We start from the raw sequence: 26,293 nt of genomic DNA on the forward strand, positions 1-26,293 counted from the left end.
GACGAATACCGACAGTGTGCGGGGATCAGACCTTTTCGCTTTCGACCTGCACGTACAACGCACGTCCGGCCCCCAGACCGGCGAGAATCGCACCAAGGCCGATGACACCGAAGATCCAGCCCACTGCCGTCCAGCCGCCGGTCCAGTCATGCACGATACCGACCGCGAACGGCCCCATGGACGCCAGGGTGTAACCGAAGCCCTGGGCCATGCTCGACAGGTTCGCCGCCACATGGGAGTCCCGCGAGCGCAGCACAATCAGGGTCAACGCCAGGCTGAACGTGGCGCCCTGCCCCAACCCGAGTACGATCGCCCAGCCCCACAAGCCTTCGATCGGTGCATACAGGCAACCAAACAGACCACCGAGGGTCAGGGCCATCACGATCACGATTGCCAGGCGCTGATCCTTGCCGCGCGTTGCCAGCCATGGCGCGGCGAGGGAACTGACCAGTTGAACGATCACCGAACCCGAGAGCACCAGCCCGGCCTGGGTCGGAGTCAGGCCGCGCCCGATCAGAATCGACGGCAACCAGCCGAACACGATGTAGGCCAGGGACGATTGCAGGCCCATGTACAGGGTCACCTGCCAGGCCAGCGGATCGCGCAGCAAGCCTCGAACGCGATAGGCGACGTTGTGCGCTCCGTGTTTCTGGCCGACTTGCGGCAGCCAGAACAGTGCCGCCGCAAATGCCGGAATGACCCAGAAGCCGAGACCCAGCGCCCAGCTTTTGTCGAAATGCTCGCTCAGCGGCACCGTCGCACCCGCCGCCATCGCCGCGCCCAGACACAGGGCCATGGTGTAGACGCCGGTCATGGTTCCGGCCTGTTTCGGAAAATCGCGCTTGACGATGCCCGGCAGCAACACGCCGATCACGCCGATGCTGGCGCCGGCCAGTACGCTACCGGCAAACAGGCCGATTTCACCGAACGAACTGCGCAGGATGATCCCGCCCGCCAGGGTCAAAAGAATGCCCAGCACCACCCGCTCCGCACCAAATCGTCGCGCCAGCACCGGCGCCAGCGGCGCAAACAGGCCCAGGCAAAGCACCGGCAACGTGGTCAGCAATCCTGCCGCGGACGCCGACAAACCAAGGGACTTCGAGACCTCACTGAGCATCGGCGCCATGCTCGACAGCGCCGGGCGCAGGTTCAGCGCCACCAGTATCAGGCCCATCAGCAACAGCCATGGCCGGCGCAAAACCGGGTGGGTTTGCTGGACCTGTTCGTCATCCGCCTCGGCGTCGATCAGCAGCTCTTCCAGCTCTGCCGAGCGTTTCAGGGTTGTGGATAACTCACTGCGGTGCATGGACTTCTCGGTTTCAAGGTTCATTGATCAACTGCCTCGACAGGGCTTTGGCCCGTTCCGGGTCGCGTTGTTCGACGGCATCGAGCAATTCGATGTGCAGGTCGAACACTTCCTGGCGGCGCGGGACGATGCTCAGGGTCTGGCGCAACTGCGCGCCGACGATGCTGGAGAAATAGCGGTACAACTCGCTGAGGGTCGGGTTGTGCGCGGCGTCCACCAGACGGCGGTGGAACACCAGGTCGCAGGCGATATAGGTATCGAGATCGCCGTGATAGTGGCTGCCGCTGACACCCAGGGCCTCGCGCAATGCCACCAGGTCCTCATCGGTACGGCGCACTGCCGCCAGGCCAATGGCCTCGACTTCGAGGATGTGCCGGGTTTCCCGGGCCTGTTCAAGGGAGCAACGGGACAGCGCCTTCAAGGTATCGAGCGGATCGATCACCGCGCGCAGGTAACTGCCGTCGCCCTGACGGATTTCGATCAACCCGGAAAACGCCAACACGCGCATGGCTTCGCGCACGGTGTTACGGCTGATGCCCAGCTCGGCGGACAACTCAGGCTCGGTGGGCAACCGCTGACCCACGACCCAAACGCCTTGGTTGATGCGCAGGCGCAATTGATCCAAAGCCTGATCGACCAGGGATCGTTTTACTAATGGAGAGATTTCTGACATGGAATTCGCCCTCTCATCCAATCATAGGATGAATTTTCTGACATGGTAGTCAGCTTCATCCAATCAGGCAAGCCATCCTCTATCGCGTCTCACCCTGAGGCCTGAAGTCTCCTTAAGGCAAAAGATGAAATTCCTGACGACTGAAAGTGATTTCCCACCCAGGCCACACGAAAGAGCTGACATCCGAAATTGAGACAGACCATCAGACTTTCGGACTTTGAATGCGGGCACTTACGCTCGAATATCCAAAGGGAATGGGAGCAGCCAATGGAAGAAGTCATTTTCGGCAAGAAGCACAGCCGTCGTTTTTTACTGGAAAAGGATCGGCAACTGCTCGTTGTACGCAGTCAGGCCGGGAGCAAGCTTGATGAGACGTTACGCTGCAAAAAAGCTCGACAGGCATTGGCCAACAGTGAGTTGGTACTGCACATCGAGGACGCCGACGTTCAGCTATTCAAACTGCCGGACAATTCAGATGTAGCCCAATGCAAGGCATTGCTGCGCGAGTTGCCAGACGTACGCTTCGCCGGCAGCGCCCTGGTCGATCCTCATACCCGGGAACCTGTTTTCTACACCGAAAACATTTTCCTGAAGTTCGTCGATCGACTCACTGCGACAGAGTGCCTGGTTATCCTCGACGAATTGGGTTTGACCATCAAACAGCAGGTTCCCTACGCGGCCAACGCCTTTTTCGTATATCACGCACATTGTCACGGCACTGAAGTCTGCTCATTTACACTTCAATTGCTCGATCGTCAGGACGTCGACTACTGCCACCCGGAAATACTGCGTCCGGGGCAACGCCGGGCCATCCATGACAACCAATGGCACCTGAAAAAAACCACCGTCACCTATCAAGTTCAGGTCGATGCCAGCGCCAATGTCGAGGCAGCCCATGCCTTGGCCCAAGGTGAAGGCATCGTGATCGCGATCATCGACGATGCCTTTGATATCGATCACCCCGAGTTCGCCAGTACCGGCAAAATCATCGGAGCGAGAAACTTTGACCGCCATAACGCCCGTCAAGGCCCTCGGCCGAAAAACCCCCTTGAGCGCCACGGTACGGCAGCAGCCGGTGTTGCATGCGCCAATGGTGAAGCCGGCGCCAGCGGCGTGGCCCCTCGAGCCAGTCTCATGCCGTTGAAACTGACCAAGCCACTAGGCGCCCGGGCCGAAGCAGATGCGTTTTTCTGGGCCGCGGACCAAGGGGCCGATATCATTTCCTGCAGTTGGGGGCCGCCGGAAGGACATTGGGCTGACCCTACCGACGCCAGGCACTCTCAGGAGTTTGCGCTGGCCGCGAGCACCCGCCTGGCCATAGAGTACGCAGCGACCAAGGGCCGCCAGGGGAAAGGCTGCGTCATTTTTTTTGGTGCCGGCAACGGCAACGAAAGCGTGGACAACGATGGCTATGCCAGCCATCCCATGGTTATTGCCGTGGGTGCCTGCAATGATCAAAATCGTCGCAGTGCCTACAGTGACTACGGCAAAGCACTGTGGTGTTGCTTCCCCAGCGGGGACCAGCCACACCCGGATCCAAAGTTTAAACCCGCCACCTCAACCCCCCAGACTCGAGGCATTCGAACCACGGATCTGAGCGGCCGGTTTGTCGACCCGATCAATGCTGCCTACACCGATTTGTTCAGCGGCACTTCCAGTGCCTGTCCTGGAGCCGCGGGCGTGGCAGCTCTGGTACTGGGGGTCAACCCGGCACTGGACCGCGGGCGGGTTCGACAGCTCCTCGCCGATTGCTGTGACAAAATCAGCCACGCCGACGACGGTCCCCTCGGTCAATACGATCAAAACGGCCACAGTCATTACTACGGCCATGGTCGCCTCAATGCCCTCCGGGCAGTGCAATTGGCACTGGAACGCGGCAAAACCGCAGACTGACCCAAACACGTAAAAAAAAAAGCCCCGCCGATCAATCGGCGGGGCTCTTTGAGACAGTCACTGACCAATCAATGCAGGATCTGGCTCAGGAACAGCTTGGTGCGTTCATTCTGCGGCTTGTCGAAGAAGTCGTTCGGTGCAGCCTGTTCGACGATTTCGCCCTTGTCCATGAAGATCACGCGGTTGGCCACGGTGCGGGCGAAGCCCATTTCGTGGGTCACGCAGAGCATGGTCATGCCGTCTTCGGCCAGGCCGATCATGGTGTCCAGTACCTCTTTCACCATCTCCGGGTCGAGGGCCGAAGTCGGTTCGTCGAACAGCATGATTTTCGGTTTCATGCACAGCGCACGGGCGATCGCCACACGCTGCTGCTGACCGCCGGACAGTTGCCCCGGGAATTTATGCGCCTGCTCCGGAATGCGTACGCGTTCCAGGTAGTGCATGGCGATTTCCTCGGCCTTGCGCTTGGGCATCTTGCGCACCCACATCGGCGCCAGGGTGCAGTTCTGCAAAATGGTCAGGTGCGGGAACAGGTTGAAGTGCTGGAACACCATGCCGACTTCACGACGGATCGCTTCGATCTGCTTGAGGTCGTTGGTCAGTTCCACGCCATCGACCACGATGCGGCCCTGCTGGTGCTCTTCCAGTCGGTTGAGGCAGCGGATGGTGGTGGACTTGCCCGAACCCGACGGCCCGCACAGCACGATACGCTCGCCCTGCTTGACGTTGAGATTGATGTCTTTGAGCACGTGGAACTGGCCGTACCACTTGTTCACGCCCTGCATCTGAATAATGCCTTCAGGGCTCACAGGCTTTTTGATTGCTTCGCTCATTGGAGAACTTCCTAAATTAGGTAGCGACTTAGCGCTTGTGGCCTGTGTCGAGCTTGCGTTCCAGATGCATGGAATAGCGCGACATACCAAAACAGAAAATCCAGAACACCAGGGCGGCGAACACATAGCCTTCGGTGGCCATGCCCAGCCATTTCGGATCGGCGGCGGCTTGCTTGACGCTGTTGAGCAGGTCGAACAGGCCGATGATGATCACCAGGCTAGTGTCCTTGAACAGCGCAATGAAGGTGTTGACGATGCCGGGGATCACCAGCTTCAGGGCTTGCGGCAGAATCACCAGGCCCATGCTGCGCCAGTAGCCCAGCCCCATCGCCGCAGCCGCTTCGTACTGCCCCTTGGGAATCGCTTGCAGACCGCCGCGCACCACCTCGGCCACGTAGGCCGACTGGAACAGGATCACGCCGATCAGCGCCCGCAACAGCTTGTCGAAGTTCATGCCTTCGGGCAGGAACAGCGGCAGCATCACCGAGGACATGAACAGCACCGTGATCAACGGCACGCCGCGCCAGAACTCGATGAAGGTCACGCAGACCACGCGAATCGCCGGCATGTTCGAACGACGGCCCAGAGCCAGGACAATCCCCAGTGGCAGCGCGCCGGCGATGCCGACGGTGGCGATCACCAGGGTCAGCATCAGGCCGCCCCACTGGCTGGTCGCCACGCTGGTCAGGCCGAAGATACCGCCATTCAGCAGGAAGTAGGCAAAGATCGGGTACAGCACCAGGAAGCCCAGCCCGTACACCGCTTTATGGTGAAAGCGCGAGATGAACAATGGCGCCACGCCGACAATCGCCAGCCACACCGTCAGGTCCACGCGCCAGCGCATTTCCGGCGGGTAGTAGCCGTACATGAACTGGCCGAAACGCTGTTGGATGAACACCCAGCAGGCGCCATCCTTGGTGCAGTCGGCGCGGGTGGAGCCCACCCAGTTGGCGTCGAGGATGGCCCAGTGCAGAATCGGCGGCACCACCAGGTAGATCAGGTAGAACGCAAACAGGGTCAGCAGAGTGTTGAGCCAGCTGGAGAACATGTTCGCGCGCATCCACGCCACCGGCCCGAAGACTTTGCTCGGTGGCGGCATGTCAGGTTTGAAAGTATGAGTGCTCATGCGCTTTTCCTTACCGCTCGATCAGCGCAATGCGCTTGTTGTACCAGTTCATCAGCAGGGAAATGCTGATACTGATCGCCAGGTACACGCTCATGGTGATCGCAATCACCTCGATCGCCTGCCCGGTCTGGTTGAGCACGGTCCCGGCGAACAGCGACACCATCTCTGGATAACCGATACCGGCCGCCAGCGAAGAGTTCTTCGCCAGGTTCAGGTATTGGCTGGTCAGCGGTGGAATGATCACGCGCAGGGCTTGCGGGATGATCACCTTGCGCAGGGTCGGGCCGTTGCGCAGCCCAAGCGAATGCGCCGCCTCGGTCTGGCCATGGCTGACCGACTTGATGCCCGAGCGCACGATCTCGGCGATGAACGCCGCGGTGTACACGGTCAGGGCCAGGGTCAGCGCCAGCAGTTCCGGGATCAGCACCCAGCCACCAACGAAGTTGAAGCCTTGCAGCTTCGGCATTTCCCAGTGCAGCGGCGCGCCGAAGATCAGGGCGCACAGCGCCGGGATCACCAGGAACAGCGCAAGGCCGACCCAGAACTTGTGGAACGGCACACCGGTTTCTTCGAAGCGCTTGGTGGCCCAGCGGCTCATCAGCACGATGGCGACGATGGCCACCACGACGCTGACTACGAACGGCCAGAAACCATCCGCCATCAGAGCGGCCGGCATGTTCAAGCCGCGGGCGCTGACAAAGAAGGTGTCGCCGAAGTTATGGCTGTTGCGCGGCCCCGGCATGGTCAGGAACACCGCGAAATACCAGAACAGGATCTGCAGCAGCGGCGGAATGTTGCGGAAGACTTCCACATACACCGTCGCTACCTTGCTGATGATCCAGTTCTTCGACAGCCGTGACACGCCGACGATGAACCCGAGGATCGTCGCCAGGATCACGCCGATGAAGGTCACCAGCAGCGTGTTGAGCAGGCCGATGACAAACACTCGGGCATAGGTGTCCGATTCGGTGTAGTCGATCAGGTGTTGAGCGATGCCGAAACCGGCACTGCGCTCCAGAAAGTCAAAACCGGAGGTAATGCCCCGGTGTTGCAGGTTGGTCTGGGTGTTATCGAACAGATACCAGCCCATCGAGACCACCGCCACAATGGTGATGATCTGGAATAGCCACGCACGCACTTTAGGATCGCTGAGGCTGAGCCTCTGCTTTGGTGCGCCGATTGAATTTTGCATGAAGTGCCCCGCAAATAATGGAACAGAACATCACCCGGCGGTTGGCCCACCGGGTGATAGAACCATCAGCGCACTGGTGGTGCGTATTGAATGCCGCCAGCGTTCCACAGAGCGTTCAGCCCGCGGTCGATTTCCAGCGGAGTGCCCTTGCCGAGGTTTTTCTCGAACACTTCGCCGTAGTTACCCACTTGCTTGACGATCTGCACGACCCAGTCTTTCTTCACTTTCAGGTCTTTGCCGTATTCACCGTCGGTACCCAGCAGACGGGCAACGTCCGGGTTCTTGGTGCCCTTGGCTTCGGCTTCGACGTTCTTCGAAGTGACGCCGGCTTCTTCAGCGTTGAGCATGGCGTAGCCAGTCCAGCGCACGATGGCCAGCCACTCGTCGTCGCCATTACGCACGACCGGGCCCAGAGGTTCCTTGGAAATGGTTTCCGGCAGAACCACGTAGTCCTTCGGCGAAGCCAGCTTGCTGCGTTGGGCGAACAGCTGGGATTTGTCCGAGGTCAGTACGTCGCAACGACCGGATTCCAGCGACTTGGCGCTTTCGTCGGAGGTGTCGAAGGTGATCGGGGTGTATTTCAGGCCGTTGCCGCGGAAGTAGTCGGAAACGTTCAGCTCGGTAGTGGTACCGGCCTGGATGCAGATGGTTGCACCGTCCAGTTCCTTGGCGCTCTTGACGCCCAGCTTGTTGTTTACCAGGAAGCCGATGCCGTCGTAGTAGGTGATGAAGCCCGGGAATTTCAGGCCCATGCCCGCGTCACGGGAGCTGGTCATGGTGGTGTTGCGCGACAGGATGTCGATTTCGCCGGATTGCAGCGCGGTGAAGCGCTCCTTGGCGTTCAACTGGCTGAACTTGACCTTGGTCGCGTCGCCGAAGACAGCCGCCGCTACTGCACGGCAGTAGTCAGCATCGATACCGACGATCTTGCCGGTGGAATCCGGAACCGAGAAGCCTGGCAAGCCATCGCTGACGCCACACTGCACGAAACCTTTCTTCATTACTGCATCCAGGGTTGCGCCCGCCTGGGCAAACCCGCTGACACCGAGTACCGCGGCTGCAGTCACGATAGCCAGGGTGGATTTCAACATCTTCATTCAAACCTCCAGTTTTGCTCTTGTTGTGTCGGAGCGTGAGTCCTGTCGCACCCTTTTGAGGCGTAGTCGACCCGTGTTGGCTTTTTTTGGGGTCAACCGACGTAAGACGTTAGCTATGATTCTAGTAGGAGAAAATCCACATCATGGATTACTCACTTCTCACCAATCGGCCGAACGGGCTGTAGCCCTTTCACGTTCGCGAAGCCCCGTAGCGGCCCTTGGCGAACATCCATCACCGGATTCATTGCTATCCCACAGTCGGCAGTACACTGATAGTGTTACCGCCGGGCGCGAGATGTGTTGCACCGTTTCTCCATAGCAAAGCCCGTACCACACCGCCTGCCAAAGCGCTTCAGCTGCAGGTCAATAGCAAAACTTGTACCCTTGCGACATCTTCTTAACGGATCAACCTGACGCGCACTTCGATCACGCACTTAATGAGCGCGCACGCACAACATTGGAGCAGCCATGACCAACCCCTTGATTCTTGAACCCGTCAAGACCGCAGACGCCTGCGTCATCTGGCTGCATGGCCTGGGCGCCGACCGCTATGACTTCCTGCCGGTGGCCGAAGCGCTACAGGAAAGCCTGTTGAGCACCCGCTTCGTTTTGCCCCAGGCACCGAGCCGCGCCGTGACCATCAATGGCGGTTACGAGATGCCAAGCTGGTACGACATATTGGCCATGAGCCCGGCGCGCGCAATCAATCGCGAACAACTCGAAGAGTCGGCCAACTGGATCATCGAACTGGTTGAGACGCAGCGCGCCAGCGGAATAGACGCCTCGCGGATTTTCCTGGCAGGTTTTTCCCAGGGCGGTGCCGTGGTGTTCCACACCGCATTCCTGAAATGGCAGGGACCACTGGGTGGCGTAGTTGCCCTTTCTACTTATGCACCGACCTTCAGCGACGAACTCCAACTGTCCGCCAGCCAGCAGCGCATTCCGGTGCTGTCGATGCACGGCCAGTATGACGATGTGGTGCAAAACTCGATGGGACGCAGCGCCTACGAGCATTTGAAGCTGCGTGGTGTCACCGTGACATGGCAGGAGTACCCAATGGGTCACGAAGTGTTACCCGAAGAAATTCGCGACATCGGCGTCTGGCTCGCCGAACGCTTGCGCTGAGCATTCAGGATTAAAAGCCCCCTTTGATCCATCCCACTACGCCGCGCCCGCTTCTTGCATTACACTGGCCGGCGTACATTCCTTAACCAATTGATGAGATGACCGTGCTCAAAGCACTCAAGAAAATGTTCGGTAAAAGCGAGACTGAGCAACTCGCGCCAGTTCCCAGCCCTGCGTCTTACGCTCCCGGCCACCGCACCGACGGTAATCTGTCTGAACGGGCCGCCCCTGCTGCGGCACCCAAGCATGAGCCAAAGACCGCAGAAGCTGCCCAGCCTGCGGCAGTAACAGCCCCGGAACAGCCACACAGCGAAACGCCGAAACCCGCCAAACCGCGCCGCGAACCCAAGCCCAAGGCGCCGGTCATCCCATGGAAACTCGAAGACTTCGTCGTCGAACCCCAGGAAGGCAAAACCCGCTTCCACGATTTCAAACTCGCCCCTGAACTGATGCACGCCATCCAGGACCTGGGCTTCCCGTATTGCACGCCGATCCAGGCACAGGTGCTGGGCTTCACCCTCGCGGGCAAAGACGCCATCGGCCGCGCCCAGACCGGTACCGGCAAAACCGCTGCGTTCCTGATCTCGATCATCACCCAGTTGCTGCAAACCCCGCCGCCGAAAGAGCGCTACATGGGTGAACCACGGGCGCTGATCATCGCGCCGACCCGCGAACTGGTAGTACAGATCGCCAAGGACGCCGCCGACCTGACCAAATACACTGGCCTCAACGTCATGACGTTCGTCGGCGGCATGGACTTCGACAAGCAGCTCAAGCACCTCGAGGCCCGCCACTGCGACATCCTCGTGGCCACGCCGGGCCGTCTGCTGGACTTCAACCAGCGCGGCGATGTGCATCTGGACATGGTCGAAGTGATGGTGCTGGACGAAGCCGACCGCATGCTCGACATGGGCTTCATCCCGCAAGTGCGCCAGATCATTCGCCAGACACCGCCGAAGTCCGAGCGTCAGACGCTGCTGTTCTCCGCGACCTTCACCGAAGACGTGATGAACCTGGCCAAGCAATGGACCACCGACCCGTCGATCGTCGAGATCGAAGCGCAGAACGTGGCCAGCGAAAACGTCGAGCAGCACATCTACGCGGTGGCCGGTGCCGACAAATACAAACTGCTCTACAACCTGGTCAACGACAATGGTTGGGAGCGGGTGATCGTGTTCGCCAACCGCAAGGATGAAGTGCGACGCATCGAAGAACGCCTGGTGCGCGACGGCATCAACGCCGCGCAACTATCCGGCGACGTGCCGCAGCACAAGCGCATCAAGACCCTGGAAGGCTTCCGCGAAGGCAAGATCCGCGTGCTGGTGGCCACCGACGTGGCCGGCCGCGGCATCCACATTGACGGCATCAGCCACGTGATCAACTTCACCCTGCCGGAAGTGCCGGACGACTACGTGCACCGCATCGGTCGTACCGGTCGCGCCGGTGCCGACGGTGTGTCCATCAGCTTTGCCGGTGAAGACGACTCCTACCAGCTACCGTCCATCGAAGAACTGCTGGGGCGCAAGATCAGTTGTGAAACGCCACCGACGCATCTGTTGCGGGCCGTTGAACGCAAGCGTCCCCATTAAGCGACGCTGAAAAGACAAGCGCAGCCGGAAACGGACTGCGCTTTTTTTTGCTTTGGATATTGCTCGCGATAACTAAAAGTCCATAATAGACAAATTAGTTTACTTTCAATTCCGGAGCCGACCATGTCCAGTACGCCCCAAGTGATCAACCAGAACCAGGCTCGCGAGTTGCTGGCGCAGGTCGACGTACCGCAGATCCTGCGCAAAATGTTCCGTGACCTGGCGACCGGGCAAGCAGTGCAACCGGCGCAGCAACTGGTGGAGTTCCCACAGGCTGCCGGCGACTTCATCAACTACTTGGGTGTGTTGGCCGAAGACGGCGTGTACGGGATCAAGACTTCGCCGTACATCGTCCGTGATCAGGGACCATTGGTGACCGCGTGGACTCTGCTGATGTCGACGCAGACCGGCCAGCCGCTGTTGCTGTGCGACGCCGGTGAACTGACCACCGCACGCACCGCCGCGACCACCGCCGTAGCGGTCGACGCCCTCGCGCCGCTCTCAGCCAATCGCCTGGCCATCATCGGCAGCGGTAAAGTGGCCCAGGCGCACCTGCACTACGTGAAAGGCCTGCGCGACTGGCAAAGCATCAACCTGTACGCGCCGAGCCTGAGCGACGATCCTGACACCGTCGGTCTGCTGAAAAACATCGAGCCACGCCTGAACATCCTCGACAGTCGCGAAGCCGCCGTTGAGGACGCCGACGTGATCATGCTCTGCACCTCCTCCCCCGGCCCGGTGATCGACCCGTCTCACTTACGCAAACCGGCACTGATCACCTCCATCAGCACCAATGCGCCGCGCGCCCACGAAGTGCCGCCCCAGAGCCTCAACGATATGCAGGTATTCTGCGACTATCGACTGACCACCCCGGGCTCGGCCGGAGAAATGCTGATCGCCACCGAGCAGCACGGCTGGGACACGAGCGCGATTGTCGGCGACCTGCCCGACCTGCTCAGCGAAAAAGTCCTGCGACCGGATTACGATCGCCATGTGTTTTTCCGCTCCATCGGCCTGGGTCTGGAAGACATTGCGCTGGCCAATGCGATCTATCGCCTATCTCACTAACACTTAGATCCTGTGGGAGCGGGCTTGCTCGCGATAGCGTCAAGTCAGTCGACATCCATGCTGAATGATTGACCGCAATCGCGAGCAAGCTCGCTCCCACAGGTGATCACCACAATTTCGGCATCGCACTTCACTGGAGACGTTCATGAGCCAGGCAGATTTCATCATCATCGGCGGCGGGATTGCCGGTGCTTCCACGGGTTTCTGGCTGTCGCAGCACGGCCGCGTGATCGTGCTCGAACGCGAATCCCATCCGGCCTATCACTCCACCGGCCGGTCGGCGGCGCTGTACACCGCGGCCTACGGCACCCCGCAAGTGCGGGCGTTGACCCTGGCCAGCCGGGATTTTTTCGACAACCCACCCAGCGGTTTCTGCGAACACCCGCTGCTGACTCCGCGCGGCGAAATGACCGTGGACTTGACCGGTGACCCGGATGAACTGAACAGGCAATACCAGAGCGCAAAAACCACGGTGCCGGAAATGCAATTGCTCGACGTCGACGAGGCCTGCGCGTTGGTGCCAATCCTGCGCCGGGAAAAGGTCCATGGTGCCATCTACGACCCGACCGCCAGCGACATCGACACCGATGCCCTGCACCAGGGCTATTTGCGCGGTATCCGCCGTAACCAGGGCGAAGTGCATACCGACAGCGAAGTCATCAGCCTGAGCCGCGACCGCCAGGGTACATGGCACGTCCAGACCGGCAGCCAGACGTTCAGCGCGCCGATCATCATCAACGCCGCCGGCGCCTGGGCCGACAAGATCGGTGAATTGGCCGGCGCGAAGCCCCTGGGCCTGCAACCCAAACGTCGTGCCGCATTCATCTTCGCCGGCCCCGAAGGCGTGGACATCCACCATTGGCCGATGCTGGTCAGCCTCGACGAATCCTTCTACATGAAACCCGACGCCGGGATGTTCCTCGGCTCGCCGGCCAACGCCGACCCGGTGGAACCCCACGATGTGCAGCCCGAAGAACTGGACATTGCCATGGGCATCTACCAGATCGAAGAAGCCACGACCCTGACCATTCGCCGCCCGACCCGCACCTGGGCCGGCCTGCGCAGCTTCGTCAGCGACGGCGACTTGCTGTCCGGCTTCGATCCACAGGTACCGGGGCTGTTCTGGGTCGCGGCACAGGGCGGTTATGGCATTCAGACTTCGCCGGCCATGGGCCAGGCCAGCGCAGCGCTGGTGCGCGGCGCCGCATTGCCCGAGTCGCTCGGCCGTTTCGGCCTGAATGCCGAAATGCTCTCCCCTGCCCGCCTCGGCTGACCCTGATCCTCAGGTGACGTGCCCCCACGATTACGGCACACTTTCAGCGCCCCTTTGATAGGGCGCTGACGCTGCCTGGAGTTCCACTGTATGAACGCCCCCGAAATAGACTCGGTCCCGAACACTGCGTCGCTGGATAACTTCCGGGCGATCGCCGATGCCATCGCCACACTGTTCTTTCCCCACGCCGAAGTGGTGCTGCACGACCTGCGCACGCAAAAGGTCGACTACATCGCCAACAATCTGTCCAAGCGGGAAATCGGCGACGACTCGGCGCTGGAAGACATGCTCAGCGACAATGTCAGCGAACGAAACATCGGGCCGTACGAAAAGCTCAACTGGGATGGTCAGAAGATTCGTAGCCTCAGCACAGTGCTACGGGACAGCGAAGATCGTCCGCTGGCGATGTTGTGCATCAACTTGAATATTTCGTTGTTCGAAAATGCCAAGGCCGCTTTGGACCTGTTCCTGTCGCCGACCAAGCTGATCCCGCAACCGGATGCACTGTTCCGCGATGACTGGCAGGAACGGATCAACACCTTCCTCCACGCCTGGTTGCGCGAGCGCCAGCTGAGCCTGAACCTGCTGACTCGCGACCACAAACGTGAGCTGGTGCTGGCGTTGCACGCCGAAGGCGCGTTCAAGGGCAAAAGCGCATCGAACTACGTGGCCAATGTGCTGAACATGGGCCGGGCAACGGTGTACAAGCATTTGAAGGAATTGAAGGGCTAGGCCCTGAGATTTGTATTGTTTGATCTGACCTCATCGCGAGCAAGCTCGCTCCCACATTGGTTCTGCGTAAAACACAAATTCTGTGTTCTGCAGAGATCCCTGTGGGAGCGRGCTTGCYCGCGATGGCGATCTATCAGTCGCCGTAGATATCGGACTTGAAATACTTATCGGAAATCTTCTGGTACTCGCCACTGCTGCGAATGCCATCAATGGCCGTGTTCAGCTCACTGACCAACTCGGTATTGCCCTTGCGCACGGCAATCCCGGCCCCCTCGCCTACATACTTCGGATCTTTCAGCTCCGGCCCGACAAAGGCGTAACCCTGGCCACGGGGCATCGACAGGAAATCATTCAGCGGAATGGTGTCGGCAAAAATCGCGTCGAGGCGACCGGCTGCCAGGTCCATGTAGATTTCTTCGTTGTTGCTGTAGCGCTTGACGTTGATGCCCTTGGGTTCGAACACCTCGGTGGCGTAACGGTCGGTGGTGGTGGCGCGCTGCACGCCGACGGACTTGCCCTTGAGGCTGGCGTACTGGTCATCCACCACCGCGCCGTCCTTCATTACCAGACGCGACGAGGTGAAATAGTACTTGTGGGTGAAGTCCACCGACTTCTTGCGGTCTTCGTTGATGGTCATGGACGACAGCGCCATGTCGATTTTCTTCACCTTCAGAGAAGGAATCAGACCGTCGAACTCGCCTTCGACCCACACACACTTGGCCTTCATCTGCGCGCACAGGGCATTGCCGATGTCATAGTCGAAACCGACGATTTCGCCTTTGTCGGTTTTCGAGGCGAACGGTGGGTAAGCGGCTTCAATGCCAATGCGCAGGGTTTTCTCGGCGGCGAATACAGAACTGCACGCCAACAGGCTCAAGGCCAGACCGGTGATGAGGGGGAACTTCTTCATGTTCGTTTTCTCGCGGTTGTTGTTGGTTTGGCAAGACAGAAGAAAAAGCTGAAACGGGTCGAAACCTTTTTTGTACTTATAATTCCATACTGGACTTTTATGTATAAATCGTCAATGAGGCAAATGCAGCCCGTGCCGGCCGATGGTCGGGTGGTGAATCATCAAGATTTTTAGTGGTGCCAATGACGCCATCGCGAGCAAGCTCGCTCCCACAGTAGATCTGGTTGAACACAAATTTTGTGTACGACACAGAACCCTGTGGGAGCGAGCTTGCTCGCGATGACTGACTCAAGAACGCCGCAGAAACTACTGCTTCCAGCGATCCGCCGCCGCATGATCACTGTCACGCCCCTCAACCCATCGCGGCCCATCACTGGTGTTTTCTTTCTTCCAGAACGGTGCACGGGTTTTCAGGTAATCCATGACAAAGGCGCAGGCGTCGAACGCCGCCTGACGATGGGCACTGGCCGCGCCGACGAAGACAATCGGCTCGCCCGGTTCCAGGGCGCCGATGCGGTGCAACACTTCGAGCTTGAGCAGCGGCCAGCGCTGTTCGGCCTCGGTGGCTATCTTGCCGAGGGCCTTTTCGGTCATGCCCGGATAATGCTCGAGGAACATCCCGGCAACGTCGAGGCCGTCATTGAAATCACGTACGTAGCCGACAAAACTCACCACCGCCCCCACGCCGACATTGGCGTCATGCATGGCGTTGACCTCGGCTCCCGGATCGAATGCTGTGGATTGCACGCGAATGGCCATGGCTCAGCCTCCGGTCACGGTCGGAAAGAACGCCACTTCATCGCCCTCGCTGACCGGCTCGTCGAGCTGGCAGAGGTCTTCGTTGCGGGCGCACATCAGGTTTTGCTCGCTCAACACCTCGGCACCGTCGCGTTGAGCCAACAATGCGCGGACGTCATCAATGGTGGCAAAATCGCCTTGAACCTTCACAGAGTCCAGGCCTAGCGCTTCACGATAACGAGCGAAAAATTTCACGGTAACGTTCATGACTGCTCCGCCTGGAAATGCCCGCTCTTGCCGCCGACCTTCTCCAGCAGACGCACGCTTTCGATGGTCATGCCGCGGTCCACGGCCTTGCACATGTCGTAGATCGTCAGCGCGGCGACACTGGCAGCGGTCAGCGCCTCCATCTCGACGCCGGTCTGCCCGGACAGCTTGCAGCGCGCCACGATGCGCACCGAATCGTCGCCTTCGGCACTGAGCTCGACCTTGACGCCGGTCAGCATCAGCGGATGGCACAGGGGAATCAGATCGCTGGTTTTCTTCGCCGCCTGAATGCCGGCAATGCGCGCCACGGCAAACACATCACCCTTGGGGTGGCCACCGCTGACGATCATCTGCAGGGTTTCGGGCAGCATGCGCACCAGCGCTTGGGCGGTCGCCTCACGGAACGTCACGGCTTTTTCAGTGACGTCGACCATGTTGGCGCGACCTTGGGAATCGAGATGAGTCAGCACGGGATTACTCCTGATCAGGAGCGTCGATTGTAAACCTGCGGGTCAATTTTTCGCACGCTTGATTATCGGCACACCACAAACCAATGTGGGAGCGAGCTTGCTCCGGGCGGCGTTCCGACGATAGTGGCCTGTCATTAACCCGAGATGTCGACTGACACACCGTCATCGCGAGCAAGCTCGCTCCCACAGGTTCTTCATACACACGGACTCGGTGGACAGTTTCAGATGCGATTCCTTATTAAGTTTTAAAAACACAAATTAAAGTCATACCAAACAACAGAAAGAAATGTAACAAAAGCCTACTGAAAATTCGCTTTTCCTGACATCACTGATCAATTTTAATGGGTGCGCCAGCCGATAAGTTACTGATTATTTTATAACAAATTTCGACGTGAGAATTTTCCGTAAGTACGCACTCATGGCCGCCATGAAACTTCCTACAACTAAATATTAGACCGATTTGTTAATTCGAGAAAAAATGACCAGCAAAGCTAACGATCTTAAAAATTTCAGCACTGAGGTATCGCATTAGGTTTTTTCTACTGACCTCCGGCAGCAGCTCAACGGGGCAGGTCCTACACTTCAACCATGGTGGCACACGGGAGACCAGTCATGTCAGCGCGGACAATTCACTCAGGAAAACACATCGTAATCTCTCACTGCCGGGACTGCGACATCCCTGGCTACATGATTATTTCTCTTAAGCGGGACATATCAAGACTCGCAGAACTAAATCCGGCTGAAAGTGCTGAACTGATGAAAGGCTTGGCATTTACGGAGCGAGCTTTAAATACTCTATTTTCTCCTGAGAAAATATACATAATGCGTATTTCCGAGCTCAATCATGAGCTACATTTTCATGTTTTCCCCAGGTATGCCTCCGTGACCCAGTTATATTTGGCGGAACACAATGAACGCATTATTGATGGCCCTTTCTTTTTCAGCTGGACGCGAAAAAAGTTTAGTAGCTCACAATCTGAGCCGACCCAAGAGGTATTGAACGCTCAATCAATTCTTACGGAAACCCTCAAGAGCTATTTTTCGCAATCTCTGTAAATAAGACTGCTTTCGCACCAGGCTTTGCAGAAACACATTCATCGGTATTGGGTATGCCCTGAGGCACGGGCCTTTACGTCGAGTACAAAAAAACCGGGCAACCTCGCGGCCGCCCGGTTTCGGTGGACAGTTACAAATGCGATTCGGCGTATTCGGCCAGGATCGAGCGTGGTACCCCTTGCAGGGTGATGTGCACCCCGTTCGGGAAGTCCTTGAAGCGTTCAGTGAGGTAGGTCAGCCCGGAGCTGGTCGCGGACAGGTAAGGGGTATCGATCTGCGCCAGGTTGCCCAGGCACACCACTTTGGAACCGGCGCCGGCACGGGTGATGATGGTTTTCATCTGGTGCGGCGTGAGGTTCTGGCATTCGTCGATCAGAATCAGGCTCTGCTGGAAGCTGCGGCCCCGGATGTAGTTGAGGGATTTGAACTGCAACGGCACTTTGCTGAGGATGTAGTCGACGCTGCCATGGGTGCTTTCGTCATCCATGTGCAAGGCTTCGAGGTTGTCGGTGATGGCGCCCAGCCACGGCTCCATTTTTTCCGCCTCGGTGCCGGGCAGGAAGCCGATTTCCTGGTCCAGGCCCTGCACGCTGCGGGTGGCGATGATGCGGCGATAACGTTTGCTGACCATGGTCTGCTCGATCGCAGCGGCCAGCGCCAGGATGGTTTTACCCGAACCTGCGGCACCCGACAGGTTGACCAGGTGGATATCCGGATCGAGCAAGGCGTACAACGCCAGGCTCTGATAGATATCACGCGGCTTGAGGCCCCAGGCTTCCTGGTGCAGCAGCGGTTCCTGGTGCAGGTCGAGAATCAGCAAGCGGTCCTCTTCGATCTCCTTGATCCAACCGACAAAGCCCTGTTCATCAATGATGAATTCGTTGATGTGCACCGCCGGCAGGTTGTCGATCAACTGCACCTGATGCCAGGTGCGGCCGTGGTCCTGACGGGTTTCGACCTTGCTCACGCGGTCCCAGAAAGAGCCGGTCATGTTGTGGTAGCCGTTGGGCAGCAAGGACACGTCATCGACCAGTTGGTCGGTGCTGTAGTCCTCGGCCTCGATCCCGCAGGCGCGCGCCTTGAGGCGCATGTTGATGTCTTTGGTGACCAGCACCACGGGCTTTTTCGGGTCGCGCGCGTGCAGGTCGATCAGCTGGTTGATGATTTTGTTGTCGTTCAGGTGCTCGGGCAGAATCAGATGCGGCTCGGCATTCCTGATCATCAGAATTGACAGCAAACCCTTGGGTCCGCTTTTGCCACGCTGGATCGGCACACCCTGCTCGACATCCTCGGGTGAGGCATCGCCCAGGGTCTTGTCGATCAGGCGGATGGCCTGGCGGCATTCGGCGGCAACGCTGTGATGCCCGCTCTTGAGCTTGTCGAGCTCTTCAAGCACGGTCATCGGGATCGCGACGTGGTGTTCTTCGAAGTTGAGCAGCGCGTTTGGATCGTGAATCAATACGTTGGTATCGAGTACATAAAGGATTGGCTGGTTGGAAGAAGAGCTACGTCCGTGATCATCCATACTCGGTCACCTTTGTGGGAGCCAGTCGACGCAATACCTTGACGGTGCTGCGCCTCGAAGTGACTGCCGAATACACCTGCGGGGACTCAAGTGTTCTGCATACATGCGGGGTCTTGGAAGACGCCACCTGTGTTGCAGGTTTCGGCGGTCTGTCTTCGTAATACTCCAAAACGTATGACAGAAAAAAGTACTTTGACGCTTTTTTGAAGTTTATTTTTCAGAATGACCAATAGCACTTGGCGGACTGCCATCACCCGTTTACAGTCGTAAGTCGACCTGCAACGAATCCCCTTCCAAAATCGCCAAAAACCCGATGTCTACGGGGTTTTGTCGTTTTCAGCGAAACGCATCCTGGCAATCTTCCCAGCCGATTCCGACCGGCGCCGCTTGCGTGACCAGCCACGGCAACGCCGTTTTCACCCCATCCTGCTTCACATTGAAATTGATCACCCCGTGCCGCCACAGCAGCATCAGGGTCAGCACCCGTTGCGCGCTCGGGTTGCCCTTGAGTCTGCCGGCGCCGTCCTGGGCGTCGATGTCCCACAGCGCTACCTGTAAACCCTGAGCCTTGAAGAAGCCTTCGGCATCGGCACGGCGCTGTCCATCAGGCGGACGGAACAGGGGCACGTAGTTCTCCGGCAGCTTGCTTTTGACCAGTTCGGCGCTGCGGCGCACCGAGTCCTGCCAGTCCTGCCAGTGGCTGTGGGAACGGAACTCCCAGCCTTGTACGCCGATGCACTGGCTCGAGTAGGTCGCTTGCAGGTTACTCACCGAATGCTCGGCCAAACGCGCCTGGATGTCCTTGCCGAGGACGAAGAACGTCCCGCTCATGTTCGACTTGCGCAGGTACTCGGTGACCCAGGCGGTGTTATCCGGCGCGGCGTTGGCGGCGCTGTCGAAAGTCAGCAGAAACAGCCGGTCATGCATCTCGTCGCCGGTGCGCTCATAGTCGCCGAAGCGATCGACTTCACTGCTGGTTTGCGGGAACAACGCGGCCTTGCGCAACTGCTCGTCCAGGTATTGGGTGTGAAACACACGGCTCGGCTCGGCCCACTTGATGTAGTAGCTGTCTGCGCCGACCTGGAACCTGGCGGCCTGCTCGCGCAGGGTGGGCATGTCTTCGACCAGAAAACAGAAGGAGGCATCCTGGTCGCAACTCTGTTGGGCGAAGTTGTAGTTGGCCAGCAGCCGTTGCCACATGCGCTGGCGAACCCGGTTGACCGACTCCAGGTTGATCGTGCGCAGGCCCAGGCGCTGGGCCAGGGCGGGTTCATCCAGCGACTCGCTGGCCAACAGGACACTGGAAAACATGAGGATCTCGGCCCTGGACGCCACGTCGAACAACGTCGGGTTGCCGAGTTTTTCTGGCCAGGTGCTGCGATCGAGCGTCGCCACATCGCCCGGTGCCGCGAGGGCAGCGACGCTCAGTAGCCAGATCGAGATGAGAAAAGCGATACGCAATGGGATGTCTCCATAACAAAACCCGCGCGGCACTATAGCTGATCCACACACACCTCCTGCAGCAACACTGAACCACTGTGGGAGCGAGCTTGCTCGCGATAGCAGTAGTTCAGGCACCATCTTTGGTGAATGTCATACCGCAATCGCGAGCAAGCTCGCTCCCACAGGGTTTTACGCAATCCACCGGCCATCACCTATGGACGCCATAGCTGGAGTCAACACCGACAACCCCCTAGAATCGCCACCACGATTAAAGGAGACGACTTCATGCTGATGGTGATTTCACCCGCCAAGACCCTCGACTATGAAACACCGCCGGCGACCCAGCGCTTCACCCAGCCGCAGTACCTCGACCATTCCCAGGAGTTGATCCTGCAATTGCGTGAGCTGTCCCCGGCGCAGATCAGCGAGTTGATGCACGTCTCCGACAAGATCGGCGGGCTCAACGCCGCGCGCTTCGGCAGCTGGACCCCGGCGTTCACCCCGGAAAACGCCAAGCAAGCTCTACTGGCCTTCAAGGGGGATGTGTACACCGGCATGAATGCGCAAACCCTCAGCGAAGCCGATTTCGATTACGCCCAAAAACACCTGCGCATGCTCTCGGGCCTCTATGGCCTGCTGCGCCCGCTGGACCTGATGCAACCCTACCGCCTGGAAATGGGCACCAGGCTGGCCAACGCCCGGGGCAAGGATTTGTATGCTTTCTGGGGCACACGCATCAGCGAATGGCTGAACGAAGCCTTGGTCGATCAAGGCGATGACGTGCTGCTCAACCTGGCGTCCAACGAGTATTTCTCTGCGGTCAAACGCAACGCCTTGAACGCGCGCATCATCAATACCGAATTCAAGGACCTGAAGAACGGCCAGTACAAGATCATCAGCTTCTACGCGAAAAAGGCCCGCGGCTTGATGAGCCGCTTCGTCATCGACGAACGCATCAACGACCCGGCCACCCTCAAGCAGTTCGACGTTCAGGGCTATCGCTACAGCGCCGAACAGTCCAAGCCGGACAATCTGGTGTTTCTGCGCGATCACGCACCAGAGTGATGCATCCGGTAGGCGCACGACCTCCACAAACCCTCGTGCGCCGACCCTTGACTCACTTCAGCCTTCCCCGCCTTTTCGCCATATTTATGGCGCCAAAAATTCATCACTTGATTTCCTAACTTTAGTTTCACTCGACTTCGATCTTTTTTTTGCGTAGTGGCACTGACTTTTTTTAACAGTAGTGGCAAAAAAATATCTCCGCGGTTGAGCCGCCTATATATAAAGGGCGAAACGGCAAGTGCTATCAATTTGAGAGCAGTGCCATCTTTCTCAATATTTCAAGAAATTTCAGATTTGACGATGAGCGGACTGGAACTATGTCCAAATACGCCGCTCATACCACCGGTAACGATTCTCGCCGAGCGTGTACGAGATAACTTACGCAGATAAGCGATTCATGTAGCGAAGTTGTAACACTAACTTGCGCTGACTAATCACTGATTTGGACAACAGCAATCGGACAGGAGATAACGCTATATGACTATCCCCTACAAGGCCACGGCAGCGCCCCTATAAACGTGCTCACCCGAGCACCAGAACGCTTGATCCACGGGCTTTCGGCCTGACATCAAGCGTGCAGGACCTTTGCACCTGCATCTTCTGAAAAGAGGATCTGCTGCATAACAGGGCAAATCATAACAACAAGGCCTAGTTGCGCACACCTTGAGTGCATTTATTTAGCCACTCGTAACTTATATGCCAGCACAGGGCATTGTTGTGCCTGTAAGGCACACTTGCGAGTGCACTAAAACACGCTGAACACCATTAACTCCGGCCATCTAATGGCTTGATCAATACAGAGGTAATTGCGATGCGCATCAGCATTTTTGGTTTGGGTTACGTCGGCGCAGTCTGTGCCGGTTGCCTGTCTGCACGGGGCCATGACGTCGTTGGCGTCGATGTGGCCAAAGACAAGATCGATATGATCAATGCCGGCAAATCGCCGATCGTTGAACCAGGCCTGGGTGAACTTCTGGCCCAGGGCATCCAGACCGGTCGTCTGCGTGGCACCACCAACTTCGCCGAGGCGATTCGCGACACCGACCTGTCGATGATCTGCGTGGGCACGCCGAGCAAGAAGAACGGCGATCTGGAACTGAACTACATCGAGGCGGTGTGCCGCGAAATCGGTTTTGTCCTGCGTGACAAGACCACCCGCCACACCATCGTCGTGCGTAGCACCGTGCTGCCGGGTACCGTGGCCAACGTGGTCATCCCGATTCTCGAAGACTGCTCCGGCAAAAAGGCCGGCGTTGATTTCGGCGTGGCCGTGAACCCTGAGTTYCTGCGCGAAAGCACCGCGATCGCCGACTACGACCAGCCGCCAATGACCGTCATCGGCGAATTCGACAAGGCTTCCGGCGACGTTCTGCAATCGCTGTACGAAGAGCTTGACGCACCGATCATCCGCAAGGACATCGCGGTCGCCGAGATGATCAAGTACACCTGCAACGTGTGGCACGCCACCAAGGTCACCTTCGCCAACGAAATCGGCAACATCGCCAAGGCAGTCGGCGTCGACGGTCGCGAAGTGATGGACGTGGTCTGCCAGGACAAGACCCTCAACCTGTCCCAGTACTACATGCGCCCAGGCTTCGCTTTCGGCGGCTCGTGCCTGCCAAAAGACGTGCGTGCCCTGACCTACCGCGCCGGTTCCCTGGACGTGGAAGCGCCGTTGCTCAACTCGCTGATGCGCAGCAACGAATCCCAGGTGCAGAACGCTTTCGACATCGTTTCCAGCCACGACAAACGCAAAGTCGCCCTGCTGGGCCTGAGCTTCAAGGCCGGCACCGACGACCTGCGTGAAAGCCCGCTGGTTGACCTGGCGGAAATGCTGATCGGCAAGGGCTACGACCTGAGCATCTACGACAGCAACGTCGAGTACGCCCGCGTTCACGGCGCGAACAAGGATTACATCGAGTCGAAGATCCCTCACGTCTCGTCCTTGCTCAACTCCGATTTCGACGCGGTGATCAACAACTCCGACGTGATCATCCTCGGCAACCGTGACGAGAAGTTCCGCGCTCTGGTGCAGGACGTTCCACATGGCAAGCAAGTGATCGACCTGGTCGGTTTCATGTCCAAGGCCACCAGCGTGACTGGCCGGACTGAAGGTATCTGCTGGTAAAGCAGCCGCAAGCTTCAAGCTCCAAGCCGCAAGTTCAAAGCTCCTCGCTTGGGGCTTGAAGCTTGGGGCTTGCAACTGACTTTAGGATTCCGATTATGCACAGGCTAAAACACGGCCTACTCCAGGCCGCCGGGTGGCTGTTCTACCTGAGTTTACTGATGGGCCTCGCCATGGCGTTGCCCGTGTCCACGTTCGACTCCGAGTCGAAGGACTTCATTTTCCTGATCGGTATCGTCGGTATCTGGCGCTACTCGATGGGTGCCACGCACTTTGTGCGCGGCATGATTTTTCTGTACATCGTCTACCCGCACCTGCGGCGCAAAGTGCGCAAGCTGGGTAAAGCGGCTGACCCGTCCCATGTGTTCCTGATGGTCACCAGTTTCCGCATCGATGCCCTGACCACTGCGCAGGTCTACAGTTCGGTGATCCGCGAAGCCATCGACTGCGGCCTGCCGACCACCGTGGTCTGCTCCATCGTGGAAATGTCCGATGAACTGCTGGTCAAAAGCCTGTGGAACCGGATGAACCCGCCGTCCCGGGTGAAACTCGACTTCGTGCGCATTCCCGGCACCGGCAAGCGCGATGGCCTGGCCTACGGCTTCCGCGCCATCTCCCGGCACCTGCCGGATGATCGCGCCGTGGTCGCAGTGATCGATGGCGACACCGTGCTTGCCGAAGGCGTGGTGCTCAAGACCGTGCCGTGGTTCCAGATGTTCGGCAACGTCGGTGGCCTGACCACAAACGAATTCTGCGAGGTGCGCGGCGGCTACATCATGAGCGAATGGCACAAGCTGCGTTTCGCCCAGCGCCACATCAACATGTGCTCGATGGCCTTGTCAAAGCGCGTGCTGACCATGACCGGCCGCATGTCGGTGTTCCGCGCCACCGTGGTCACCAACCCGGACTTCATCGCCGACGTGGAAAGCGATTCGCTGCAACACTGGCGCCTGGGTCGCTTCAAGTTCCTTACCGGCGATGACAAGTCGAGCTGGTTCAGCTTGATGCGCCTGGGCTACGACACGTTCTACGTGCCCGACGCGGCGATCAACACCGTTGAACACCCGCCGGAAAAGAGCTTCATCAAGGCCAGCCGCAAACTGATGTTCCGCTGGTACGGCAACAACCTGCGGCAGAACTCCCGTGCCCTGGGCCTGGGGATCAAACGCCTCGGCGTGTTCACTTCGGTGGTGCTGTTCGACCAGCGCGTGTCGATGTGGACCTCGCTGCTGGGCCTGACCGTGGCGTTGATCGCCAGCTTCAAGTACGGCACCGCGTTCATCCTGGTGTACCTGCTGTGGATCGGCATTACCCGCCTGATCCTGACCGTGCTGCTGTCCTGCTCCGGTCACCGGATCGGCCCGGCTTACCCGGCGATTCTCTATTACAACCAGATCGTCGGCGCGCTGGTGAAGATCTACGTGTTCTTCCGCCTCGACAAACAGTCCTGGACTCGCCAGCCCACTTCTCTGACCCGTGATCTCGCCAGCTTTCAACGTTGGTTCAACACCTGGTCGTCTCGGACCATGACCTTCTCTGCCGGCAGCATTTTTGTCGCCGTGCTGCTGTTGATGGTCTGACCGAACTCGCCTGAATTAACTAGGAAAACGCCCTTATGAATACCGCCGTCAACGCCAACGTAGTGCATGAATCCGAAGCCCAGCGCCAACACGCCCGAGTGAAAATCCCGGCCAAGCTGCGTTTCTTCGGCCCCGACCGGACACCGGTCGAAGCCCGGGTGATCGACCTGTCCGCCGGTGGCCTGGCGTTCAACGCCGGTCAGTTGCCGCTGAAGATCGGTGACGTGTACAAGGCCCGCCTGCAATTCCTCATCGACAACCTCGGCCTGGCCATCGACGTCGAGTTGCAGGTCCGCTCCTTCGATCGCGAGACCGGACGCGCCGGCTGCCAGTTCCAGAACCTGGAACCACGGGACATCTCGACCCTGCGTCACCTGATCACTTCGCACCTGGCTGGCGACATCGTCAGCGTGGGTGAAATGCTGGCGACCCTGCAGCGCGACAACTTCACCAAAGCGCGCAAGTTGAAGGACGGCGGCCACGGCATGACCGCGTTCGGCCGCATGAAAGCCGTAACCTTCAGCCTGGGGGTCTTCGTTGTCGGCCTGGCTGCATTCGGTTTTGTTTTCAAATCGGTGTACGGCATGTACTTCGTCAGCCACGCCCAGGCCGGTCTGGTCAGCGTGCCGGGCGTGAACATCACCATGCCCCGCGACGGCACCGTGCAGAGTCTGGTGAAAGCCGACGGCGTGGCCGCCAAGGGCGCACCGCTGGCGACCTTCAGCACCAGCATGCTCGACGTGCTCAAGGGTCATCTCGACGAAGACCAACTGGCCCCGGCCAAGGTTGCAGAACTGTTCGGCAAGCAGATGACCGGCACCCTGACCTCGCCGTGCGACTGCACCGTGGCCCAGCAAATGGTCGCCAACGGTCAGTACGCCAGCAAGGGCGACGTGATCTTCCAACTGGTCCCGCGCAACAGCGAAGCCAACGTTGAAGCGCGCTTCTCCTATCGCCAGTTCGGCGAGGTGCGCCCGGGTACTTCGGTGCGCTTCCAGATCGCCGGCGAGGACAAGAGCCGCACCGGCAAGATCGTCAGCAGCACCAGCCTGAAAAGCGCCGACCTGTCTTCGGACATCCGCGTGCTGATCCAGCCGGACGAAACCCTGGACAGCTCCCTCGCCGGCCGCCCGGTGGAAGTCAGCAGCGACCGTGGCCCGAACCTGAACTGGCTGATCGACAAAGCCATGGCTGTCGGTCTTTAAGT

Annotated in this window: 23 protein-coding genes; 11 read left to right on the plus strand and 12 right to left on the minus strand. The window is 58.8% G+C overall.

The annotated features are described in order from the left end of the window. Positions 1-25: 25 nt before the first annotated feature. Together AC1DRN_RS06970 and AC1DRN_RS06975 are read right to left on the minus strand one after the other, a co-directional pair. Positions 26-1,330, minus strand: coding sequence for a CynX/NimT family MFS transporter (locus tag AC1DRN_RS06970; RefSeq protein ID WP_223459881.1), 1,305 nt, complete (start codon positions 1,328-1,330; stop codon positions 26-28). Beyond that, a complete protein-coding gene (locus tag AC1DRN_RS06975; protein ID WP_223459879.1) occupies positions 1,320-1,979 on the minus strand; it encodes a FadR/GntR family transcriptional regulator in 660 nt (219 codons plus the stop codon). Before AC1DRN_RS06975 ends, AC1DRN_RS06970 begins: the two co-directional genes overlap by 11 nt. 267 nt (positions 1,980-2,246) lie before the next feature. Here AC1DRN_RS06975 and AC1DRN_RS06980 point away from each other — a divergent pair, with 267 nt between their 5' ends. After that, the gene (locus tag AC1DRN_RS06980; protein ID WP_223459877.1) at positions 2,247-3,872 is read left to right on the plus strand and encodes a S8 family peptidase; all 1,626 of its coding nucleotides are present in this window, start codon (positions 2,247-2,249) and stop codon (positions 3,870-3,872) included. A 68-nt stretch (positions 3,873-3,940) separates the two neighbouring features. Here AC1DRN_RS06980 and AC1DRN_RS06985 read toward each other — a convergent pair whose 3' ends face one another. The 4 genes from AC1DRN_RS06985 to AC1DRN_RS07000 form a co-directional block, all read right to left on the minus strand. Beyond that, positions 3,941-4,705, minus strand: a complete 765-nt coding sequence (locus tag AC1DRN_RS06985; protein WP_223459875.1) for an amino acid ABC transporter ATP-binding protein — start codon at positions 4,703-4,705, stop codon at positions 3,941-3,943. Between the two features lie 28 nt (positions 4,706-4,733). Further along, positions 4,734-5,831, minus strand: coding sequence for an amino acid ABC transporter permease (locus tag AC1DRN_RS06990; protein WP_223459873.1), 1,098 nt, complete (start codon positions 5,829-5,831; stop codon positions 4,734-4,736). Between the two features lie 10 nt (positions 5,832-5,841). After that, positions 5,842-7,023 carry an amino acid ABC transporter permease gene (locus AC1DRN_RS06995; RefSeq protein ID WP_223459871.1) on the minus strand — a complete coding sequence of 394 codons (1,182 nt, stop codon included), beginning with the start codon at positions 7,021-7,023 and terminating at the stop codon, positions 5,842-5,844. Positions 7,024-7,088: 65 nt separating this feature from the next. Continuing rightward, positions 7,089-8,120, minus strand: coding sequence for an amino acid ABC transporter substrate-binding protein (locus tag AC1DRN_RS07000; protein ID WP_223459868.1), 1,032 nt, complete (start codon positions 8,118-8,120; stop codon positions 7,089-7,091). A 468-nt stretch (positions 8,121-8,588) separates the two neighbouring features. Between AC1DRN_RS07000 and AC1DRN_RS07005 the strand changes: the two genes are divergently transcribed. The 5 genes from AC1DRN_RS07005 (at position 8,589) to AC1DRN_RS07025 (ending at position 13,907) form a co-directional block, all read left to right on the plus strand. After that, the gene (locus AC1DRN_RS07005; RefSeq protein ID WP_223459866.1) at positions 8,589-9,245 is read left to right on the plus strand and encodes an alpha/beta hydrolase; all 657 of its coding nucleotides are present in this window, start codon (positions 8,589-8,591) and stop codon (positions 9,243-9,245) included. A gap of 98 nt (positions 9,246-9,343) precedes the next feature. Then, positions 9,344-10,834, plus strand: coding sequence for an ATP-dependent RNA helicase RhlB (rhlB, locus tag AC1DRN_RS07010; RefSeq protein ID WP_223459863.1), 1,491 nt, complete (start codon positions 9,344-9,346; stop codon positions 10,832-10,834). Positions 10,835-10,957: 123 nt separating this feature from the next. Then, positions 10,958-11,902 (plus strand): ornithine cyclodeaminase family protein, encoded by a 945-nt coding sequence (locus tag AC1DRN_RS07015; RefSeq protein ID WP_223459861.1) that lies wholly within the window; start codon positions 10,958-10,960, stop codon positions 11,900-11,902. Positions 11,903-12,047: 145 nt separating this feature from the next. Continuing rightward, positions 12,048-13,175 (plus strand): NAD(P)/FAD-dependent oxidoreductase, encoded by a 1,128-nt coding sequence (locus tag AC1DRN_RS07020; protein ID WP_223459859.1) that lies wholly within the window; start codon positions 12,048-12,050, stop codon positions 13,173-13,175. A gap of 90 nt (positions 13,176-13,265) precedes the next feature. Next, positions 13,266-13,907, plus strand: coding sequence for a helix-turn-helix transcriptional regulator (locus AC1DRN_RS07025; RefSeq protein WP_223459856.1), 642 nt, complete (start codon positions 13,266-13,268; stop codon positions 13,905-13,907). Between the two features lie 133 nt (positions 13,908-14,040). Here the strand turns inward: AC1DRN_RS07025 and AC1DRN_RS07030 are convergent, their stop codons facing one another. The 4 genes from AC1DRN_RS07030 to moaC form a co-directional block, all read right to left on the minus strand. Further along, the gene (locus tag AC1DRN_RS07030) at positions 14,041-14,817 is read right to left on the minus strand and encodes an ABC transporter substrate-binding protein (protein WP_223459854.1); all 777 of its coding nucleotides are present in this window, start codon (positions 14,815-14,817) and stop codon (positions 14,041-14,043) included. A gap of 306 nt (positions 14,818-15,123) precedes the next feature. Next, positions 15,124-15,576: a molybdopterin synthase catalytic subunit MoaE gene (gene moaE / locus AC1DRN_RS07035; RefSeq protein WP_033042207.1), complete on the minus strand. Its 453-nt coding sequence runs from the start codon at positions 15,574-15,576 to the stop codon at positions 15,124-15,126. A gap of 3 nt (positions 15,577-15,579) precedes the next feature. After that, positions 15,580-15,822 (minus strand): MoaD/ThiS family protein, encoded by a 243-nt coding sequence (locus AC1DRN_RS07040; protein ID WP_223459852.1) that lies wholly within the window; start codon positions 15,820-15,822, stop codon positions 15,580-15,582. After that, positions 15,819-16,292, minus strand: coding sequence for a cyclic pyranopterin monophosphate synthase MoaC (gene moaC / locus AC1DRN_RS07045; protein ID WP_056726185.1), 474 nt, complete (start codon positions 16,290-16,292; stop codon positions 15,819-15,821). Before moaC ends, AC1DRN_RS07040 begins: the two co-directional genes overlap by 4 nt. 612 nt (positions 16,293-16,904) lie before the next feature. Between moaC and AC1DRN_RS07050 the strand changes: the two genes are divergently transcribed. Further along, entirely contained in the window at positions 16,905-17,348 is a 444-nt protein-coding gene (locus AC1DRN_RS07050; RefSeq protein WP_223459850.1) for an HIT family protein, read from the plus strand. Between the two features lie 130 nt (positions 17,349-17,478). On the opposite strand, the gene AC1DRN_RS07055 is transcribed toward AC1DRN_RS07050, so the two are convergent. After that, entirely contained in the window at positions 17,479-18,873 is a 1,395-nt protein-coding gene (locus AC1DRN_RS07055) for a PhoH family protein (protein WP_223459847.1), read from the minus strand. Between the two features lie 336 nt (positions 18,874-19,209). After that, complete coding sequence (locus AC1DRN_RS07060; RefSeq protein WP_223459844.1) at positions 19,210-20,334, minus strand: polysaccharide deacetylase family protein; 1,125 nt, start codon at positions 20,332-20,334, stop codon at positions 19,210-19,212. Between the two features lie 267 nt (positions 20,335-20,601). On the opposite strand from AC1DRN_RS07060, the gene yaaA reads away from it, so the two are divergent. The 4 genes from yaaA (at position 20,602) to AC1DRN_RS07080 (ending at position 26,291) form a co-directional block, all read left to right on the plus strand. Further along, a complete protein-coding gene (yaaA, locus tag AC1DRN_RS07065; RefSeq protein WP_223459842.1) occupies positions 20,602-21,381 on the plus strand; it encodes a peroxide stress protein YaaA in 780 nt (259 codons plus the stop codon). Between the two features lie 811 nt (positions 21,382-22,192). Then, positions 22,193-23,509 (plus strand): nucleotide sugar dehydrogenase, encoded by a 1,317-nt coding sequence (locus tag AC1DRN_RS07070; protein WP_223459840.1) that lies wholly within the window; start codon positions 22,193-22,195, stop codon positions 23,507-23,509. Between the two features lie 95 nt (positions 23,510-23,604). Next, on the plus strand, positions 23,605-25,086 hold the full coding sequence (gene alg8 / locus AC1DRN_RS07075) for a mannuronan synthase (RefSeq protein ID WP_263289699.1): 1,482 nt from the start codon (positions 23,605-23,607) through the stop codon (positions 25,084-25,086). A gap of 35 nt (positions 25,087-25,121) precedes the next feature. Beyond that, positions 25,122-26,291 (plus strand): alginate biosynthesis protein Alg44, encoded by a 1,170-nt coding sequence (locus AC1DRN_RS07080; RefSeq protein ID WP_223459837.1) that lies wholly within the window; start codon positions 25,122-25,124, stop codon positions 26,289-26,291. Positions 26,292-26,293: the final 2 nt, after the last annotated feature.

Source organism: Pseudomonas sp. P5_B3 (genome assembly GCF_056400405.1).